Source organism: Parageobacillus galactosidasius (genome assembly GCF_002217735.1).
GTDB lineage: Bacteria > Bacillota > Bacilli > Bacillales > Anoxybacillaceae > Parageobacillus_B > Parageobacillus_B toebii.
The window spans coordinates 616689-636656 of the sequence record NZ_NDYL01000001.1 but is presented as its reverse complement, the minus strand read 5'-3'; the positions used below and the strand labels follow the sequence as shown (position 1 = coordinate 636656).

Sequence of the window (19968 nt, the reverse complement as noted above, 5' to 3'; positions counted from 1 at the left end):
CAGATAGGATCTTTCATGCTTGCAATAATTAGTCAATAAATGCAACTTCGTAATCTATATAATGGAGGGGAATCTTCATGCGAAAAATTGTAATTGTCGGCGGTGTAGCAGGGGGAGCCACCGCAGCGGCCCGATTGCGCCGGTTAAGCGAAAAATACCAAATTATTATGTTTGAGAGAGGCGAATACATTTCGTTTGCTAACTGCGGCCTGCCGTATTATATCGGCGAAGTCATTACGGATAGAAACAAACTATTAGTCCAAACGGTTGAAGGAATGGCGAAGCGTTTTCGCATTGATGTTCGCAATTTAAGCGAAGTCACAGCGATTCATCGTGACCGTAAAACTGTTACAGTAAAAAATATCCGCACTGGCGAGGAATACGAAGAAACATATGATACATTAATTTTGTCACCTGGCGCAAAGCCGATGATACCTCCAATTCCTGGAATTCATGAAGCCAACGCGTTATTTACGCTTCGTAATCTATCTGATACAGATAAAATAAAAGCGTACGTTGATCACGAAAAACCAAAGAGCGCCGTAGTCATTGGCGGAGGGTTTATCGGTGTCGAGGTGGCAGAAAACTTAGTCAAGCGCGGAGTGAACGTAACGCTTGTGGAAATGGCAAATCAAGTGTTGGCACCGATTGACTACGAGATGGCATCGATTGTTCACGCGCATATGCGTGAAAATGGCGTAAATTTGATTTTGGAAGATGGCGTGAAAGCTTTCGAAGACAACGGCCGACGTATTGTTCTAAATAGCGGCCGCACGCTTGAAACCGATATGATTATTTTGGCCATCGGGGTACAGCCAGAAAGTCAATTAGCGAAAAATGCCGGACTTGAACTTGGGGTGCGCGGCACTATCAAAGTCAATGAATATTTGCAAACATCCGATCCGAACATTTACGCCATCGGCGACGCTATCGAAGTAAAAAACTACATTCATGGTTTTGAGACATTTGTCCCTCTTGCATGGCCGGCGAACCGCCAAGGCCGCTTGGTAGCGGATCATATTCATGGGCTCGATGTGAAATACAATGGCACATTAGGAACTGCGATCGTGAAAATTTTCGAATTAACCGTCGCAGCAACAGGAAATAATGAAAAAACCTTAAAACAACTCGGCATCCCATATGAAGTTGTCCATGTTCATCCAATGAGCCATGCGGGCTATTATCCAAATGCAACACAAATGACATTGAAACTGATTTTTGACAAAGAAACAGGCAAAATTTATGGTGCGCAAGCCGTTGGAAAAGACGGCGTCGACAAACGTATCGACGTCATCGCAACCGCTATTAAAGGCGGCTTAACGGTTCGTGATTTACCGGATTTAGAGCTTGCTTACGCACCGCCGTTTTCTTCCGCGAAAGATCCAGTGAATATGGCCGGTTACGTTGCTTCGAATATTCTCGATGGAATGGTGGAAACCGTACAATGGCATGAAATTGATGAAATCATCGCAAACGGAGGCACGCTCATTGACGTTCGTACACCAAAAGAAGTCGCATGTGGAACGATTCCTGGTGCTATCAATATTCCGCTTGATGAACTGCGCGAACGTTTAGCGGAACTTCCGAAAGACAAAACCATTTACGTAACATGTCAAGTCGGCTTGCGTGGATATTTAGCAACACGAATTTTGCACGACAACGGTTTCCGCGCGAAAAATTTAGATGGCGGCTATAAATTGTATTCCTCCGTATTTGGTGCAAAACACTAAGTTCAAAATATGCCGCCGAAAGTCATAGAAAAATAATGAACCAATCCCACCTTCATTCCATGAAAAGGTGGGAGTTTCTTATTATCTCCAGCAAAGAAGTTTTGGCATAGAAAAATTCTTGTATAGAACACATATTTGTTTTTATACAAAAAAACCGCTGATCATCTTGCCCTTCCCTTCGTTTAGAGAAAGGAGGCTTTTCGGGAAAAAAGGGAAACGATCAGTAGTTTTTGGCGTTTATTTTACCACTTCATGAAACGTAGCTTCTGTTATGCTTTGTAAATCTTCCACGCTTAGTTCAATTAACAAACCAATTTTTCCGCCGCTAACGATGATATGCTCAAATTGACAAGCACTGGAATCGATAAAGGTCGGATAATGTTTTATCATCCCTATCGGTGAACACCCTCCACGAATATAGCCAGTCAATTTTTCGATATCTTTCATCGGCGCCAATGCGACATTTTTCTCTCCCGTTATTTGCGCAGCTTTTTTCAAATCGAGTTCCGATTCTACCGGGATGACAAACACATAAACGTTTCCGCTCTTCCCCTGTGTTACTAATGTTTTATATACCAATTGAGGGTCTTTCCCTATTTTTTGAGCAACCGATATGCCGTCAATTCTTCCATCCTGACTGTCGTAGGTAAAGACATTGTAAGGAATCATTTTTTTATCAAGAACACGCATCGCGTTGGTTTTTTCTGTCGCCATTTTTCTTCCCTCCAGTTCGTTTCAACAGTAAATGCTGGATAATCAACACACATGATACTACAATAAATATCCCAATTTCCACTTTGCAACATGAAACATTAAATCATTCCGATTCAACGTTCATCACATTCTCCCGCGATGGTTAGCTGCCCGGCAATTTCAACTTTTTTACAATCCACTCTATAGAAGTAACAATTGGCCAAAAAAATATAACAAACCCAGTTTATCACTGGGTTTGTTATATATACTTTCCTGATTTATTATTTCGTTAATGCAGCTTCTTTTTGTGCCTCATCTTTTTTTGGCATCTCGCGAACTCCAAATGCAACACGTTTAATGTTGAACAAATGAGTTACTGTAACGTTGTCAGATGTAACGTTGTTGCCGATTGCACCGCATCCAAGTGTCAAGGATGGCATTAAATTCACTGTAGCACCAATTCCACCAAATGTTGTACCAGAATTTACAATAATACGAGATGCTGGTTTATCGATTGTGTACGCTTCGATCACTTTTTCGTCTTCAGCGTGAATTCCAACTGTGTGACCGAGTCCGCCCACTTCAAGCAGTTTTAGTGCAAGCTCGCTTGCTTCTTCCATACCTTTTACAGTATAGAATGCTAGAATTGGAGACAACTTTTCGATTGAGAATGGATATTCTTTACCCACTCCTGTTTCTTCCGCTACAAGCACTTTCACGTCAGCAGGAACTTCAATACCAGCCATTTCCGCAATTACTTGAGGCGTTTTTCCAACGATCTTCGCATTTAACGAACCGTTTACCATGATGATAGAAGCTACTTTTTGTTTTTCCTCTTCATTCAAGAAGTAAGCGCCTTGTTGTTTTAATTCAGCAACAACTTTTTCTTTAATAGATTCATCAACTAAAAGAGCTTGTTCAGAAGCACAAATTGTTCCATTGTCAAAAGTTTTACTTTGGATGATTAGTTCAACAGCTTTTGCGATATTTGCACTTTCATGGATATAGACTGGTACGTTACCAGGTCCTACGCCATATGCAGGCTTTCCAGAGCTGTAAGCTGCTTTCACCAAGCCAGGACCGCCAGTTGCTAAAATGACATCGGTTAATTTATGCTTCATTAACTCGTTTGTTGCAGCCATTGTTGGTTGTGTGATGCAAGAAATCAAGCCTTTTGGAGCTCCAGCGCGCTCTGCCGCTTCTTGCATGATTCTTGCAGCCTCTACTGTACATTTTGCAGCTGCTGGGTGTGGGCTGAAAATAATAGCATTTCCTGCTTTAACTGCGATCAATGATTTAAAAATAACTGTTGAAGTTGGGTTTGTGGATGGGACGATTCCTGCAACGATTCCTACAGGTTGAGCAACTTCCCATACGCGATTTTCTTCATCTCGACGAATAACCCCGACAGTTTTCACATCTTTGATAGAGTTGTAAACGTCATTCGCCGCGAAAAGGTTTTTCGTCGTTTTATCTGCAACATTACCAAAACCAGTTTCTTCTACTGCCATAGCCGCTAAGCGTGCCGCTTCTTCTCTTGCCGCATTTGCCATGCTTTCAACAATTTTATCAATCTCTTCTTGTGTCATTTTTGCAAGAATTTTTTGCGCTGCTTGAGCTTCTTCAAGGTAATTTCTTACTTCTTGGATGGATTGCAAATCAATATCACGTAACACTTTTAATCCCTCTCCTTTAATGATTTTTATTTTTTATAATTTCCTATAACCGGTAGAATAATTTTGTCATGTCAATATTGCTCGTGTGAGCAGCAACGTTATCTTTTGCTTCCGCCATCACCTCCTCTAAGTGGCAATCACTTGGCGTTCAATAGCACCCGCCTTTCATGGCAAGAATGAGGCAATATCGACCACACAAAACTGGCAACGGTTACATAAAGCGGTTACATAAAAGCCCAATATTCGACAGACAGGTTATTACGCTGCTTAGAGTATAGTTGATATTCTACGTCGCTTTTGTCCTGTACAATCTCAATTTCTTCTTTCTTCATAATCGAACTATCATCTCTTTTGAGACATACAACTCCTGTCCTGAATGTTTTCCATCATCCCCGTGGCATTTTTGAGTTGCTATAAAACTTTAAGAGGATTCATTTCTCTCAAACCAAGACTAGTAGACTAACAAGTAGAACCCGCGATTCCGATCTCAAGGTGGATTAGAACGGAATCGAGCGAGTTCTTAATATTTCATTTTCCTGAATTACTCCTCAGTTAATGCTGGAAAGTGTGGAACAACTTCTTCTCCTAATTCTTCAATCACTTCTTCAACAGGACGATGGCCATATTTTAAGTTGATAATCACGTGATTGACACCAATATTTTTAAGACTTTCCAGAAACTCAATGAGTATATTGCGTCCGACTCGGAACCCTAAATGAATAGGGATTGGCGGATGATTTGGGTCCTCCGTCAAATCTACATATAAAGATTGAGTGAACGGTTTAAACTGATCGGTATGAGAGCGCCAATTTTTAATCAATTCCGCTTGGAATCTCAAGTTACGCGGATAATACATCCAACCATCACCGTTTTCAGCAATCCATTCCACGGACTGAGAGCTGTGGCCAGTTACCAGCACCGGAATGTCCGACAAGCGAGGTTTCGGCAAAAGGTCCCCGTTCGACATATGGACTCGCGGCGATTCGATCACCGGGAAGCTCTCCTTCCACGCTTTTTTCATTACGAATACAGCTTCTTGAAACAAAGCGCTGCGCTGTTCAGGCTCGACTGAGAAAGCTGGAAATTCGATAGGGCGATCCCCAGTCGCCACCCCTAGAATCAAACGTTCGCCAGATAGTTTGTCAACCGAAGCGGCTGCTTTGGCAACATGCAAAGGGTGGCGCAAGGTGAGAATAATACTTGCGGTTCCCAAAGCAATCTTTTCGGTATGGGCGGCTAGATATCCTAAATAAACCCAAGGATCATAAATTTGACCTACATCTCCAAAATAAGGGTCATGTAATGGAACATCTCTAACAAACAATGCAGCAAAATTGAGCTCTTCTGCTCTTTTTGCCAGTTTCATTTGTTTTTCAATGTCCATCTTTGGAATGCTGCCCTCGTATGATTCAATTGGAAAGAACAACCCGAGAGTGAGATGGTTTTCTTTAAACATGCGTGAATATCCTTTGTGCTTTTCAAAACGATTCATCATCGTTCCTCCACATTTACATTTCTTTCTGCCAATCCCGTGCTTTCGATGTCTTAATACTACCCCTAGTATTTCAAAGACAAAAAACAGTTCGACAGTCAGATAATGCGCAAATCTATATTTACCAAACCGATTTATTCCGTCTATTTTTATCTGTTTTTATAAATATAAATATTTAGAATTATCGATATAAATCATAAAAATAAAAGAGATTTAGAAACAATTCTATATTTATAGATATCTAGAACTATTAATATAATAATATAAAAATAAAGAGGATTCAAGCCCAAAATAATAATTGATGCTCACAGTCTAAACGTGAGCGAAGAATTGGGGCTATAAATCCCTAGATAACAATTCGATTATTTTTTTGATGTTCTCCTCATCTCTTTTATAATAAGTCCATTGCCCAACTCGTTTTGCTTTTATCAATCCGGCGTTTTGCAACATGGACAGGTAAAGGGACACTGTAGATTGTGACAATCCAACTTTTTTATGGATGTCGCTTACGCAAACTCCATCTTCGTGTATATCCCCATGCTGCGGTTTTGGAAAGTGAATTTCAGGATTTTTTAACCACTGTACGATTTGCAGCCTTGTTTCATTGGACAAGGCTTTAAACACTTCTAGAAGTTCCATTGCTACCTCCAAGTTTGTCAAATTATTATTATAATATTTTATTATATCACAACTGCATTTGAGCACTTGAGTAAATGAAGTAAATAAAAGTGACATGAACCGGCTTCTAGAATAAAGATATACAAGCAAACGATCCAAATAAGAAGGTTAATGTCTCTTGCATGGATAGATTAGCACATCCAAAAGAAATCTACAATCCCCTATCGGTTAACTCGGATGTTGAAAGCGCATTAAAGATAAACCCCTCCAAAAAAATCGTTGATATTATCATTTTTCTATGCGATATAAAAAAACTCCTTTTTTACCCTTAATTTTTTTTGTAAGTGTTAATGTTATTTTTTGAAATCCTCCATTATTATCGATCTTCTGGGGTATTACAACATTATGCAGGTTAACGGTAAAAATTCATATAAAATCATCAGAATAATTTTGAATTTAAAAATTGGTGAGAATATACAACAAACCCAGCTTGCCGCTGGGTTTGTTGTACGCTATTACTTCCTTGCTTTCTCAGGATAATATTGGTTTACAAACTTTTCTAAAGTGCTTTAAGTTAGTGCGGGATTTTTCTCTTTCAACTGTTTGTTTGACGCCTGCATCTCACGAATTCCATTTTTGAATGATTTTTTGTGCTGATTTAGCTTCTTCAAGGTAATTTCTTACTTCTTGAATAGATTGCAAATCAATATCACGTTTGATTACCATCTTTCTGTCTGATATTGGTTTGATCCTACATATGCCTTCTATAACTGAATGATTTTGGATACAGGCTCTAATGATTAAGAATTGATTTTTTTAGTCGTTGGAAATAATGACTTTTAATGCTTTTTCTTTTGCTGCGTTGCCAAATACCTCATAAGCTTTCATAATGTCAGAAAAAGCAAAGCGATGTGTAATTAATTGTTCCGGTTTTAATTTTTTCGACTGCACCGTTTTTAATAACATCGGGGTAGAAGTCGTATTGACAAGACCGGTTGTCAACGTAATGTTCCGTATCCACAATTTCTCAATATGAAACTCCACGCTTTTTCCATGAACACCTATATTGGCTATATAGCCGCCTGGTTTTACAATTTCTTGGCAAATATCAAATGTTACTGGAATTCCGACGGCTTCCATCGCGACGTCTACACCTTTTCCGCCGGTTAATTCCATAATTTTTTCCACTGCCTTACCATCAGCGCTATTAACCACTTGAGTTGCACCAAATTTTTTCGCAACTTCTAAACGGTTATCGTCTAAATCAACCATAATGATCTCTGCAGGTGAATAAAACTGAGCCGTTAATAGCGCTGCCATACCTACGGGACCAGCTCCGATAATGGCAACGGTTTGTCCAGGCTGAACCTTGCCGTTTAACACCCCAATTTCAAACCCTGTCGGAAGAATGTCACTAAGCATGACGAGTGCCTCTTCATCCACGCCTTCCGGAATCGGATAAAGACTGTTGTCTGCGTGTGGAATTCTTACATACTCTGCTTGGGTTCCATCAATTAAGTGTCCTAAGATCCAGCCGCCATCTTCGCAATGAGCATATAATCCTTTTTTGCAATTTTCGCATTTTCCACACGAGGTAATACAAGAAATCAGCACTCTATCGCCTTTTTTGAAATTTTTTACTGCTGAACCAACTTCTTCAATAATCCCTACGCCTTCATGCCCTAAAATTCGACCTTCTTCTACCGTAGGAACATCCCCTGAAAGAATATGCAAGTCTGTTCCACAAATCGTTGTTTTTGTGATCTTAACAATTGCATCGGTTTCCTTTTCAATTTTCGGTTTTGGCTTTTCCATTACTTCTTTTTTTCCTGGTCCCAGATAGGTAAGGGCTTTCATTTTTGGTACCTCCCTGAATAGTTTCACTTTTTCCAATTTTTATTTTATAGAAAAATAAGTTGATATTTCAATGAACCATCAATAAAATATTGTGTCGAAATTTTGTCAATATTGTATCAAGATTTTGCCGGAGATTTTTTCTGTCCAGGCTTTCCTTCTTTTTATATCTCCTCTCCAGGCGAACGGAAACAAGCTTTCTTCCATAAACATTACTCATGCATAGGCAAGGGAATCCTTGCCTATTCACACTGGGTCATTATCTACGTTGCTGTAAGATTCAATCGCTTGATCAAGCGCCCGATACGCTTCGGCAAAAGCGTTCGTTGCCGACTCATCGCCCGCATTGACAAGCTGTGCTTGCGCGTTTTTCGCGTGGGTGATAGCGCGAATGACATCTTCCATCATTTGTTGTTTGTCGCCTGCCGTCGCCTTTAACTGCTCGAGTTCGCGGAGACATTGTTCCAAATCGTAAGCGCCCGGATTGTCAAACGATTGTTCCAGCTTTTCTTTGACACGCTGCAATACTTCTTTCATTAACGCCCACACCCTCCTTGATATTTTCACCAGCTAGTGTGGGCGATTTAAAGCAAACTATACATGGAAATGAAATGATTGAAATAAAATGCGGTTCATATTTATACTTGAAATTATAAAATATCAACCCAAATTTTTACGGCTGTCGCTAAAATTAAAAACGCTAAAATAACTTGCAATATTTTTGTATTCATTTTTTGGCCCATTTTTGCTCCTAAAGGAGAGGCGATTAAGCTGGCAATAACCATGATGATAGAAGGAAGCAGTTCCACTTGCCCCGTTGTGATTTTTCCAAACGTCGAACCAATGGAGGAAATAAACGTAATCGCCAGCGAAGAGGCAATCGTCATTCGTGTTGGGATTTTTAACACAACAAGCATAGTAGGCACCAGCAAAAACGCTCCCGCTGCGCCAACGATTCCTGAACCAATCCCAATGACAAGCGCTAATGCAGCGGCAAGCCATTTGTTAAAGGTCACTTGATCGCTTGGAATATCGTCAATGCCTTTTTTCGGAACAAACATCATGACAGCAGCCAACGCGGCAAGAATGCCGTACACGACATTAATTGTTCCTTCACTCATCACTTTTGAACCGAATCCGCCAAGGAAACTGCCGATCAAAATGCTAATCCCCATATAAAGAATTAATGTTTTATTTAAATAACCGCTTTTTCGATACGCCCAAACGCCGCCAATCGTCGCAAAAAACACTTGAACCGCGCTAATTCCCGACACTTCATGGGCGCTGAACGAAGCAAGACCAAATAACGGCGGAAGATAAAGCAGCATCGGGTATTTAATAATGGACCCTCCAATACCAACCATGCCAGAAATAAATGAACCGATAAAGCCAATGAGAAAAATCACGATGATGAAATTCAATGTCAATTCCATCAATACATTACCCCTTTTGACTTTTCGAAAACTAGGGGGTACTTTATACGTACCCCCGAATGATTATTTTCTTTTAACCCAAAATTTCCATACACCATTTTCTTCTTTATAATCGACTAGCTCATGACCGCTTACGTTTATCCAAGCGGTTAGATCATTTTTTGCTCCTTGATCCATTGTTTCGATTTCAAGTATTTGACCGGGTGGCAATTCATCGATAGCCTTTTTTGCCTTCACAACGATCATGGCACAAGATAATCCTTTTGTATCGACGACCTTATTCCCATTCATTTTTTCAACTCCCTTCAAATTAACGGGTATGATGCATCGCGCAACGGTTTGGACCGATTTCGAGTTCTTGCTGCTGTTCCATGTCGACCGCTTTCAGCCCGCGGTTAATCGCTACGATGTCTTCAAAGTTTGGCGGTGTCTCTGTGTTTGCGTTTTGCACGACAATATCGATAAATTCTTGTTTTTTCTTATCCTGCATCATGTCGTTGCGGGCACGAATGTTGCCTAATGTATCGCCGATATATCCCGCTTTGCTCATTTCTTCATCCAAATTAGCGTAATGGGCAGGCAGAACGATTACATCATCCGCAATCGCGGCTACTTTTTCGTATACCGTGTCGTATAAATCCGCGGCCCATTCCGCCGCTTTTCCGCCTAAATCCGGGCGTCCGAGTCCGCCGACAAAAATCGTATCTCCAGAGAAAAGCAATTGATTATTCACGAAGAAGGAAACACTTCCCGGCGTATGCCCTGGCGTTTTCACCGCTAATACTTCTAATTGCACTTGTTCAAAATCAATGCGGTCATGTTTTTCCAGCGGTTCGAAATCAAACACCGCTCCTTCGCTTTTCATCAAGTAATATGTCGCTCCTGTACGTTCTGCTAACGCTTTTCCGCCGGAAATATGATCTGCATGTAAATGGGAATCGACGATATGCGTAATCGCTACCCCTTCTTCTTGTGCGACTTGTTCATATACATCAATAAACCGCGATGGGTCAACGACAAGCGCTTCGTTTCCAGAAATCACCATATAAGAGAGACATCCTTTTCCGACACGAATGAATTGATATACTTTCATCTTGTCATCTTCATATACTTTTGCTTTATGAAGATGTTCGCTCCACGCTTTCATGCCGCCAACGAGCGTGTAAATGTTGTCAAATCCGGCTTCTACTAATTGTTCTGCCACAAATGCCGCTGAACCGCCTTTGGCACAAACGACGACAACATCTTTGTCTTTTGGAAGGCGGCCGATAACCGAATCTACACCATCAATCAACTCAAAGTATGGAACATTAATATATTCAAAGTTCTCCCCTTCAATTTTCCAATCATGAAAATCGCTTTCGTTACGTACGTCAAAAATAACGAGATGTTCTTTATTTAATACTTTTTCTGTTAATGTTTGCACCGTCATTTCTTTTACCGTCATTTTTATACCCCCTATAGTATATTTTCGTTTTTTAAAAAACCGCTCAATCAGGATTGAGCTGTATCGAGCGGTCCTTCCCATTTTGACATGCCTGGGACGACATTCCATACATTAGTAAATCCTTTTTCTGTTAATTTTTGTGCCGCTAAATCGCTGCGCGTTCCAGTACGGCAAACAACATAAATCGTTTTATTCTTCGGCAACTCATGGATGCGGTCTTCTAATTCTCCAAGCGGAATCGAAATAGCGCCTGGTATATGTCCAAACGCATACTCCGCCGGCTCGCGGACATCTATAATGACCACAGAATCATCATTTATTTTTTCCGCCAGCTGTTCATTGGAAATTACATGAGAATATGTTGCTTCGCCTTTTGTCTCATGGTCACTTGCTTTACGAATATAATGTTTTAACACGTTTCCTTCTTCAATCGTTCCTAAGTATTGATGGCCGGTACTTTCCGCCCATGCTTTGATATCGGCTTTCGAACCTTTATCGGTTGCCTGTACTTCAAGCACTTGTCCCGGTTGCAAGTCATTGATCGCTTTTTTTGTTTTTACAATTGGCATTGGACAAGATAATCCCTTTGCATCGACTGTCATATCTACACGAATCATGCTGCATTCCTCCTTTTGCCGTTTTATTTATTCAACAGGTCCTTCCCATTCCAACATGCCGCCAGTCATATTGATCACATGATATCCATGACTTTCCAGCAGTTGAGCTGCGCGCCCGCTTCTTCCACCCGAACGGCAAACAAGGATATATTCCTTATTTTTATCTAGCTCATTCATGCGAAATTCGAGCAATCCTAACGGAATATTAATCGCACCAGGAATTTTCCCAGCCGCTACTTCATCCACTTCACGAACATCGATAATGTTCAGTTGTTTTCCTTCTTGAAGAAGTTTTTCAACTTCTTTTGCCGTTAATTGTTTCATCAACGATCCCCTCCTTTTTTTATGACCAAGCGTTCATTCCGCCTTTTACGTTTGTTACGTATTGGAATCCAAGTTTCTTCAATAGTCTGCTGGCTTTTGTACTTCGCATTCCGCTTTGGCAAATCACAATCACTTCTTTTTCCTTGGATAATTCGTTGGCACGTTTTGGCAGTTCATGAAGGGGAATATTTTTAAATCCGCGAATATGATTCGCGCGGAACTCCGCGGGAGTACGTACATCCACATACTGCACATCTTTTTTTCCTAATTCTTTCTTTAGCTCTGCTGTTGTAATCATCCGTACTCCACGCGGTGGAATGACGCGGATTGCAATAAACCAAACAAACAATAGGAATAAAACGATATTCATTACTGTTTGTGTCATTCGTAATCACCTTTAAATGAATAAGTTTATGTTCCCTTCTGACGCATCCGCCAAATACGTTGCCACTCCAGCAAACTCAATGCCATCGATCAATTCTTCTGGTTTCAACCCTAATAAATCAACAGTCATTTGACACGCGACTAACTTAACCCCCTGTTCTTTTGCCATTTCGATTAATTGTGGCAGCGGCATCGCGTTATGCTTTTTTATAACGTGTTTGATTAATTTTGGTCCGATGCCGCCAAAGTTCATGCGGGAAAGCCCCATGCGATCCGCTCCGCGCGGCATCATTTTGGCAAACATTTTTTCCAAAAACCCTTTTTTCACCGGAATATGCGCATCTTTTCGCAATGCGTTCAATCCCCAAAACGTATGGAAAATCGTGACGTCATGGTCATAAGCGGCGGCACCATTCGCGATGATGTACGCCGCCATCGCTTTATCGTAGTCGCCGCTAAATAAAATAATCGTTGTTTTTTTCTTTTGTTGCGACATTAAGTTCCTCCTTTCGTATACATATACTCATATACGTATATAAAATGCTAAAAAATTACCCTTTTTGAATCCAAAACGTCAATACGCCATTTTCCTCTTTCATATCAATAACCGTATGGCCGCTTGCTTTTGCCCATGCCGGCAAGTCGTTTTTTGATCCTTTATCCGTTGTTTGCACTTCGAGCACTTGCCCTGATGTTAATTCATCCATCGCTTTTTTCGCTCTTACAACCGGCATTGGACAAGCTAATCCTTTCGCATCTAATACTTTATTTACATTCATGATGGATAACCTCCTTATTATTTTACCATTACCCCTATAGGTATATTAATATGTGTAAAAGAGTGTGTCAACCCTTTTTTCAAGAGTTGACTTATCTGCTTTTTACTAATAGCTCTACCGCTTCTTTGACTAAATGTTCCGTTTTTTCTCCTTTTTCCATGCTTTCGCGCAGACAATTTTCTAAATTGGTACTTACAATAACCGCAATGGCGCGATCAATCGCATTGCGTGCCGCCGATAATTGCGCGACAACGCTTTTGCAGTCTTTTCCTTGTTCCATCATGCTAAGAACGCCTTTCACTTGTCCCTCAATCCGTCTTAAGCGGTTTTTGATTTCTTTATTGTATTCCATTTTTCATTTCCCCTTTCTCGACAAGGACAATGGATGATTGAATAGCTTTGTACGTCAAAACCGCGGCGTCGTAAAAAACGTACGCCTAAATTTTTTTCGATTTCATCGTTTGCAATAATATGAAGCGATTTACTGGGAATATTAGAAAAATGCCGTTTTAAATAAGCATACGGAATATGAAGAGAATTAGCAATAGGCGGTTCTGTTGTTTCGTTATAATCACGAATATCTAACACAACCATATCCTTGATTCGTTTATCGGCTATATCTATGCATGGAACACCGCTTACCGGATAATAACGGCGATACAATGCTATGAATAATAAACTGAAAATAATCAGGCTGATGATATACAATATAGCGATCACCTCGCTCCATCATTGTTGTCTGTGTTTATTATATACCCTTATAGGTATATTGGCAACTGTTTTATTTTAACAATATGTGGATAAATGATGTATCGTTCATCATCCCAACATGTATTGGGATAACCACTGTTGACTCAATACGTTAGCAATATACCGTATACGGTTGGATGAAATGATACAAATTCCACATTCTGGTGTTTTGTTTTCATATATTCTAGCAATTGCTGAGAAGGAATTCTCTCATGAAGCGGCGGCCCCATTTCGCTTTCTACCGCTTCCCATTCAATGATCAGAAATTTTCCGTTTGGTTTCATCACCCGTTGTATCTCAGCAAGCACTGCGTCATGATCATCTACTTCATGAAACACGAACGACATGAGCCCCTTATCCGCCAATCGTGAAGGCAAAGACGTATTCGATACATCCTCAAGTATATATTCAATATTGTCCACTTGTTCTTTTTCTGCGTGTGTCTTTAAAAATTCCAACATTTCTTGTTGTACATCGACAGCATATACTTTTTCTTTCGTCATTTTCGCCATTGGCACGGTAAAATACCCATTGCCAGCTCCCAAATCAACGATGACATCTTGCGTTCCGATTTGCAATATCTCTATTGCCCGTTCTGGAGCAATGATTTCTTTTCGCTTCGGATCTAATAATTTTTCCGCCTTTTCTGGATGAAAACGATGCCCTGCCATCATAAACATAAATCCTCCTGTATTCTTTCTTCAATGGCTATTATAATCAAAAAGCTTCGGAATCCATAATCCGAAGCTTTTTCTTGCTGATGCATTTTTAGCAAACTGCACAACGGTTTGGATCGATTTCCATTCCCCGTTGTTGTTCTTTATCTGCTTGAAATTTTCCCATATCCGTTTGACATACTTCCAATCGTATATGTTTCTTTCCTTCCATTTTTCAATCATCGAATGTCTCTTTGTTGCGCACATCAAGAACGAACCATTTCTTACCGTTAATCATTGTTGGAACAAGTTCTTTTCCAGCAATGACATCCCATATCTTGCTAACGTTGCAGCAATTGCATGATGGCGTCCGGATCAAATCCGATTACCCATTGACCATCGATTTCGATTTGCGGAACTCCGATTTGCCCTGTTGTTTCAACAAGTTTCCGAGCCGCGACAGGATCCCGTTGCACGTTGACTTCTTCAAACGGAACGCCTTGTTCACGTAAAAAGTTTTTTACCATTACACAATACGGACATGTCGTTGTCGTATATACCGTAACTCGTTTCATTTTCGTCCCTCCACTAGAACGTCAACGTAATGTCGGCGTCTTTTGCAAAGTTTAGAAATGTTGCAGCGCCAGCGACTTCAATTCCATCGACAAATTGATCTTTGTCAAGGCCCATGACATCCATCGTCATTTGGCACGCAACTAGTTTCACACCTAATTCTTGCACCATTTTTACAAGCTCTTCGATCGATGGAACATTTGCTTTTTGAAATCCTTCTTGGAAATGCTCTTTTCCTTCTGGAAGCGGTAAGTTTTTATGTGCTTCTTTATGAATGAGATTCAACCCTTCAAACGTGAAAAAAATGCCTACTTCCGCCTCAGATGCTGCTGCCGCTGTGGCAATATTAAATACTTTGTATGCGTCAAATAAACTACCGTTAGCTGCGATAATCGCTACTTTCATCACAAATTCCTCCTTTTTTCTCGATCATAGTTTTTACGAAATAAAATATTTTTATTTATTTACATATACATGTATGGGTATTTAATCTAGTTCTTATAGTAATCGATTTTTCCATCAATGTCAACGAACAAATATAAAAAATGTCGAGCAGGAAGTCCTACTCGACTTGTTCGTCCTTCAATCCTGCCCAAAACGCAGCAACTACAGACAATTCCACAACAAGAATTGGCGCATACATAATAAGAAATGTTTGCATGTTATGCTCTCCCTATAATTGTCCTTTTACATATTTTTTGTTGAATAAAAACAATCGCATTAACAAATACAGCGATGGAATTAATAACAAGAACCCGGCAATTACTTCATGCATAGAAACAAATAACGTTCAAACACATAAAAATGAGCTGCCTCCATGAGCAGCTCCTTTTCATTATATATATTTTCGATGCACTGTTTTTCCATCATACGTAAATAATACAGGCTTCTCTTCAACGACCGTTTCCATATGAACAGCGCGGCCCCATAACTGATAAATGTACGGAAGAACTTTTTCTAAATATTTAATATCTAATTCAATTCCTTCATACCAATGTTTTAAATATAATTCACCATTGCGCATGTAATCGCCATCATTTACTGTAATGTATGGAAATCCGCCATTGACACGCATACTGACGAGTTGATCGCGAATGTGCTCCCAATTTTTATCAACAACTTTATACTCTTTCCCTTGTTTTTGAAATAAATACATATCCTCGCGCATCACTAACTCTTTCGTTAAATAATTTCGTAAAAACGAAATATCGGATTCGAGTTCACGTACTTCAAAAATTTTTTGGCGTCCCGATCCTGGCTTCACCCCAAGTTTTTTCATTTCCTCCGTTGGGTTGTTCCAACGTTCTTCAATATCTTCAAAAATTTTCAACCCCAAATAATATGGATTAATCCCTGTGCGAGATGGCTGCACGACATTGGCGTTTAATTTCGCAAATTCAATCGCCTCTTCGCTCGTTAAATCCATTTCCCGTAAAATCCGTTGATGCCAATACGTCGCCCAGCCTTCGTTTCGCAAAGGTGCTATTTTCATAAAGAATTTTTATTAAATTCATCTTTTTAGCTAAAGCCAAACAAACGTCTCTTATTATATAGTAAAGGCATATTGATATCTAGGGGTTTCCCGTTCATTAAAATGATATAAATGAACATATGGAAACATCGTCTCATTGATACAGCGACCTAGTTCGACTGCAAGTCCTGCTGGACCAGCATAAAACAAATGAATTTCATTAAAATCATGTTCTTGACGAAGCCTTAATATCTCATTTTGAAATGTTTCCTTGATTTTCTTCACATCATGATGAAACAACACAGCATCAATTTTAGGTTCAGGAATATAGATATTAAGATGCTTATACGGTTTATTTTCTAAAGCTGTCACTACATCGGACGGGCGAATTTTGCTGGTAATTTCTATTGTAACCACCAAAATATCCGACTCGTTTGGTGAAAACGAAACCTCTAACTCCAATTCTTTGACTTCTTGATCTCTAGGGGCATTTCTTACCCACACCTGTTTACTTCGGTCATATTGATAAATCTCGACAGGAACTGTATCAGAAATTAGTTTTCCGAAGTGAACCAGCAATGGAATTGGTGATAATGGAAATACAGTAATCGTTGCCCCGTCATATTTTTGTTTTACTTTCATAACCTCAGTATAAAATTCCTCGTTCCTCTTTTTTGCCTCTTGCCAACCTTCTTTTGAAAAATCATTAAATTCTTCCTGAAGACTTACAGCATCCATTAATAAACAATTTATCTGATCCGCAATCGAAATGTGATCAATAGGTCCACCCTTCCTTTTGTGAATGACTACAATAGAATTTCCATACAACTCCAGACGCTTTTGAACGAACTGCTCATGTTCTTTTTTAATTCGAAAAAGTTCATGGGGCGGATACTGCTCTGGATTCTGATCAATGATTTTATGGTGTGTTTCACATAACAATATTAAATTTTCTGGAGTATCTAACCGATCTTCTGTTAATCCGTACTCTTCCATATGTTCACGACGTGGACCCCTTTTTCCCTTCGCGATAATATGTGCCCGTTCACCAATGTTGATTTTTTTTCCGACATCGTCAAGAATTAACTTTCGTTTACAAATGGCACACATTCCCCCTGAGTTAACCCATAAATAATAATTTTCCGCGTTCGAGAGATCCATCGGTTTAACTCCTTTCCATTAATGTTAGCGTAATAATCTTCCCGTTTAGTGAAGATACTTCCCATGCCTTTATTTTCTCTGTCCCTACAATGATGAAAAAAAGTCGATCTACACCTGTAATTTCTTTTATAATTCGCTTCCATTCTTTTCTGTCATGGGGAGAGGGAGTAGGCGAAGGCTCAGGATGTGTATGCCACTCCCCTAGATAATTCTGTGTCCCATTACTTTCTATCCATTTTTGAAGAAGAAATTGCTGATGCTCTTTTTGATTCCTTTTAAAAAAACATCGCTTTCTAATATCGTTGGGCATAGGAGTCGAAACATCATCGACAACTACATCATTGGAATCAAGAATCCATCTGCCAACCAAAATGCCTCCTGCTTCTAAATCCTTTTTACCAATTTGCCGATAACCCAACATTGTTTGAAGTGCATGATCACTGATTTTTAGTTTGCCATTATTGTTTGATAAGAAAATCATGATCCACCATCCTGTCCGCAAATTGGACACTGTTGTGCTTTATAGTGATAACGGGTATTATTTAGTTGTTCCGTTGTTAATTCATAACGTTTCGACAGTTTAAATCCGTGCTCGAGAAAATCCGTACTGTCACCTTTCCAGGAACACAAAGGATTGTCTTTTTCTTTTCCTGTCAAAACTGATAGCGCCAGCCGTGTTGCTAAAATTGCGGTTTGGAGTGCATCCATAGATCCATAAGGAGTAAAAGCAGTTTGACATCCTGAAATCATCTTCCCAAAAAACTGGTTTGGCGCTGCAAAGGACGCCTTATTATAAAGTGCGCAATCAGGATCGAATGGATTGGTATAAAGGCACTCATAACAACCATTCTTCCCATTATTGAGAGTCAAAAGCGCATGTCCACCGATACCTAATGGTTCCAACCATGTAAAAATCACAGGAGGCGGATTCGTTAAAGTTCGAACCACTCGGTTAAAGTAGCGTTCAACGGTTGGATTTCCAATGGCAACAATGATCAGATCAAATTGCTCAAATTGGTGGATGTCTTCCCGAATTAAATCCAAGATATTTTTAACTTTAGGCTCGACATCAATAAGAGGATATTTTTCCTTTAGTTCTTGATACATACCGTAAACTTTTGGCACCTTTTGAAGTTGGTGTTGTTTCTGATCAAAGAAATATAATCGTTCAGATCCTAACTCATGGCGAAATACATTATCAATATCAAGTACGTCGTCATCAATGAGCGTAAATTTTGAAACTCCCGCCCTTGCTAGTTCCATCGTTATACGACTACCTACTGCTCCTAAGCCAATGACTGCGATATGTTTATTATGAATTTCATTGTATCCAATTGTCCGCTGCAGAAGATATGAAGGATGATGACGTTTTAATACTAAAGGTGTTAATTTAAAATCGGACTGCACCTTGATTAATGGATGTTGAAATGATTTATTGTTTTTTAGCTCCTTTTTCGCCTTAAATTCAGACAATTCAATGCCGACCAGTGCATGATATCCATTGGGTTGAGGTACAGATAAAAGAATGTATTCTTTGGTGTTTTTATAAATCCTTTTTTGTTTCAATATTCTTTGAAGCTCTCTTTTATTGGAACTCGTTATATTCGAAAAAATAATATCTTTTATCTGTGCAAATCCCCACGGTGATGAATATGAAGGCGGAAGTAATATCGTACCTTCACGAAGTGGTATATAGATTCCCTTTTGTTTTTCGATACTTTCATCTAAAATATTGTAATGAAAAAGGTTTTTCGCATAAAAAATATTTTTTTCATCCAACGCATCAAATATAAAAACAGGACGATGCAATTTCGGATCATACAAAACATAAATTTCTTTTACTCGTTCTCCTAACGATAGGATACAGTCTACAACTATTTTTGTTTTTTGCCGCGACCAATACACCTCGAATTCATTATATAAATCGTCATAATTATCTCCACTAACACCCATCTCTAATGTTCGAATCGCTCTTGCCAAACTGTCTTTTACGATACCAAAGGGGTTGTCTTGATCCAAGAGCAACCCCTCTTCATGCACGTAACAGATAAATCCATCCGTTTCGATGTGCGGAATAAACCCAAATACATCTCTGTCTTCTAAAAAGATATCGGGTTTACGAATAGGAAAATCCTTTTTAAAAGCAATGTATACACTAGCCTCTTGATCACCGATGGTGATAGTGCCTTTCAATGCGTAGACATAATTATCTCGTGGCGGTACAACAGTAACTTCGATTGTTTCTACACCTTTTATCAAGTCAGGACATTGTGCTTGAAGTTTCATTTTTATTTCTTCAAACAAGAACAT

At 39.5% G+C, this 19968-nt stretch carries 24 protein-coding genes and 1 pseudogene; 1 reads left to right on the top strand and 24 read right to left on the bottom strand.

The window, feature by feature from the left end:
• Positions 1–77: 77 nt before the first annotated feature.
• A complete protein-coding gene (gene cdr, locus B9L23_RS03460; RefSeq protein WP_089096884.1) occupies positions 78–1730 on the top strand; it encodes a CoA-disulfide reductase in 1653 nt (550 codons plus the stop codon).
• A 237-nt stretch (positions 1731–1967) separates the two neighbouring features.
• Here the strand turns inward: cdr and ybaK are convergent, their stop codons facing one another.
• The 24 genes and pseudogenes from ybaK to B9L23_RS03340 form a co-directional block, all read right to left on the bottom strand.
• The gene (ybaK, locus tag B9L23_RS03455) at positions 1968–2444 is read right to left on the bottom strand and encodes a Cys-tRNA(Pro) deacylase (RefSeq protein WP_012749287.1); all 477 of its coding nucleotides are present in this window, start codon (positions 2442–2444) and stop codon (positions 1968–1970) included.
• Between the two features lie 260 nt (positions 2445–2704).
• On the bottom strand, positions 2705–4099 hold the full coding sequence (locus B9L23_RS03450) for an acetaldehyde dehydrogenase (acetylating) (RefSeq protein WP_012749278.1): 1395 nt from the start codon (positions 4097–4099) through the stop codon (positions 2705–2707).
• A 541-nt stretch (positions 4100–4640) separates the two neighbouring features.
• Entirely contained in the window at positions 4641–5591 is a 951-nt protein-coding gene (locus B9L23_RS03445) for an LLM class oxidoreductase (RefSeq protein WP_089096883.1), read from the bottom strand.
• A 336-nt stretch (positions 5592–5927) separates the two neighbouring features.
• Positions 5928–6230 carry an ArsR/SmtB family transcription factor gene (locus tag B9L23_RS03440; RefSeq protein WP_012749276.1) on the bottom strand — a complete coding sequence of 101 codons (303 nt, stop codon included), beginning with the start codon at positions 6228–6230 and terminating at the stop codon, positions 5928–5930.
• Positions 6231–7025: 795 nt separating this feature from the next.
• Positions 7026–8066, bottom strand: coding sequence for a zinc-dependent alcohol dehydrogenase family protein (locus tag B9L23_RS03435; RefSeq protein ID WP_089096882.1), 1041 nt, complete (start codon positions 8064–8066; stop codon positions 7026–7028).
• A gap of 243 nt (positions 8067–8309) precedes the next feature.
• Positions 8310–8600, bottom strand: coding sequence for a hypothetical protein (locus B9L23_RS03430; RefSeq protein ID WP_089096881.1), 291 nt, complete (start codon positions 8598–8600; stop codon positions 8310–8312).
• 113 nt (positions 8601–8713) lie between these two features.
• Positions 8714–9496, bottom strand: a complete 783-nt coding sequence (locus B9L23_RS03425) for a sulfite exporter TauE/SafE family protein (RefSeq protein ID WP_062678946.1) — start codon at positions 9494–9496, stop codon at positions 8714–8716.
• A gap of 63 nt (positions 9497–9559) precedes the next feature.
• Entirely contained in the window at positions 9560–9787 is a 228-nt protein-coding gene (locus B9L23_RS03420; protein WP_012749272.1) for a sulfurtransferase TusA family protein, read from the bottom strand.
• A gap of 19 nt (positions 9788–9806) precedes the next feature.
• Entirely contained in the window at positions 9807–10943 is a 1137-nt protein-coding gene (locus B9L23_RS03415) for an MBL fold metallo-hydrolase (RefSeq protein ID WP_081189033.1), read from the bottom strand.
• 47 nt (positions 10944–10990) lie between these two features.
• Entirely contained in the window at positions 10991–11560 is a 570-nt protein-coding gene (locus B9L23_RS03410) for a sulfurtransferase TusA family protein (protein WP_012749270.1), read from the bottom strand.
• 27 nt (positions 11561–11587) lie between these two features.
• Positions 11588–11884: a rhodanese-like domain-containing protein gene (locus B9L23_RS03405; RefSeq protein WP_003252666.1), complete on the bottom strand. Its 297-nt coding sequence runs from the start codon at positions 11882–11884 to the stop codon at positions 11588–11590.
• 19 nt (positions 11885–11903) lie between these two features.
• On the bottom strand, positions 11904–12269 hold the full coding sequence (locus B9L23_RS03400) for a rhodanese-like domain-containing protein (RefSeq protein WP_062754003.1): 366 nt from the start codon (positions 12267–12269) through the stop codon (positions 11904–11906).
• Between the two features lie 12 nt (positions 12270–12281).
• On the bottom strand, positions 12282–12764 hold the full coding sequence (locus B9L23_RS03395; RefSeq protein WP_081189035.1) for a DsrE/DsrF/DrsH-like family protein: 483 nt from the start codon (positions 12762–12764) through the stop codon (positions 12282–12284).
• Between the two features lie 55 nt (positions 12765–12819).
• The gene (locus tag B9L23_RS03390; RefSeq protein WP_003252677.1) at positions 12820–13047 is read right to left on the bottom strand and encodes a sulfurtransferase TusA family protein; all 228 of its coding nucleotides are present in this window, start codon (positions 13045–13047) and stop codon (positions 12820–12822) included.
• Positions 13048–13138: 91 nt separating this feature from the next.
• The gene (locus tag B9L23_RS03385; RefSeq protein ID WP_012749266.1) at positions 13139–13399 is read right to left on the bottom strand and encodes a metal-sensitive transcriptional regulator; all 261 of its coding nucleotides are present in this window, start codon (positions 13397–13399) and stop codon (positions 13139–13141) included.
• Complete coding sequence (locus B9L23_RS03380; protein ID WP_216368308.1) at positions 13366–13755, bottom strand: sulfurtransferase; 390 nt, start codon at positions 13753–13755, stop codon at positions 13366–13368. Before B9L23_RS03380 ends, B9L23_RS03385 begins: the two co-directional genes overlap by 34 nt.
• Before the next feature lie 146 nt (positions 13756–13901).
• A complete protein-coding gene (locus B9L23_RS03375; protein WP_089097467.1) occupies positions 13902–14468 on the bottom strand; it encodes a class I SAM-dependent methyltransferase in 567 nt (188 codons plus the stop codon).
• A gap of 326 nt (positions 14469–14794) precedes the next feature.
• Positions 14795–15028, bottom strand: a complete 234-nt coding sequence (locus B9L23_RS03365; protein ID WP_003252684.1) for a glutaredoxin family protein — start codon at positions 15026–15028, stop codon at positions 14795–14797.
• A 13-nt stretch (positions 15029–15041) separates the two neighbouring features.
• Entirely contained in the window at positions 15042–15431 is a 390-nt protein-coding gene (locus B9L23_RS03360; RefSeq protein WP_089096879.1) for a DsrE/DsrF/DrsH-like family protein, read from the bottom strand.
• Between the two features lie 157 nt (positions 15432–15588).
• Positions 15589–15687, bottom strand: a complete 99-nt coding sequence (gene cydS / locus B9L23_RS21630; protein WP_375216885.1) for a cytochrome bd oxidase small subunit CydS family protein — start codon at positions 15685–15687, stop codon at positions 15589–15591.
• 174 nt (positions 15688–15861) lie between these two features.
• Positions 15862–16503, bottom strand: a pseudogene (locus tag B9L23_RS03355) (SpoVR family protein); the annotation flags it as partial.
• A 69-nt stretch (positions 16504–16572) separates the two neighbouring features.
• A complete protein-coding gene (locus tag B9L23_RS03350) occupies positions 16573–17607 on the bottom strand; it encodes an SAVED domain-containing protein (protein ID WP_245842351.1) in 1035 nt (344 codons plus the stop codon).
• Between the two features lie 55 nt (positions 17608–17662).
• On the bottom strand, positions 17663–18139 hold the full coding sequence (locus tag B9L23_RS03345; RefSeq protein ID WP_013877393.1) for a Mov34/MPN/PAD-1 family protein: 477 nt from the start codon (positions 18137–18139) through the stop codon (positions 17663–17665).
• Positions 18136–19962 (bottom strand): E2/UBC family protein, encoded by a 1827-nt coding sequence (locus B9L23_RS03340; protein ID WP_049788016.1) that lies wholly within the window; start codon positions 19960–19962, stop codon positions 18136–18138. The genes B9L23_RS03345 and B9L23_RS03340 overlap by 4 nt, the downstream gene beginning before the upstream one ends.
• Positions 19963–19968: the final 6 nt, after the last annotated feature.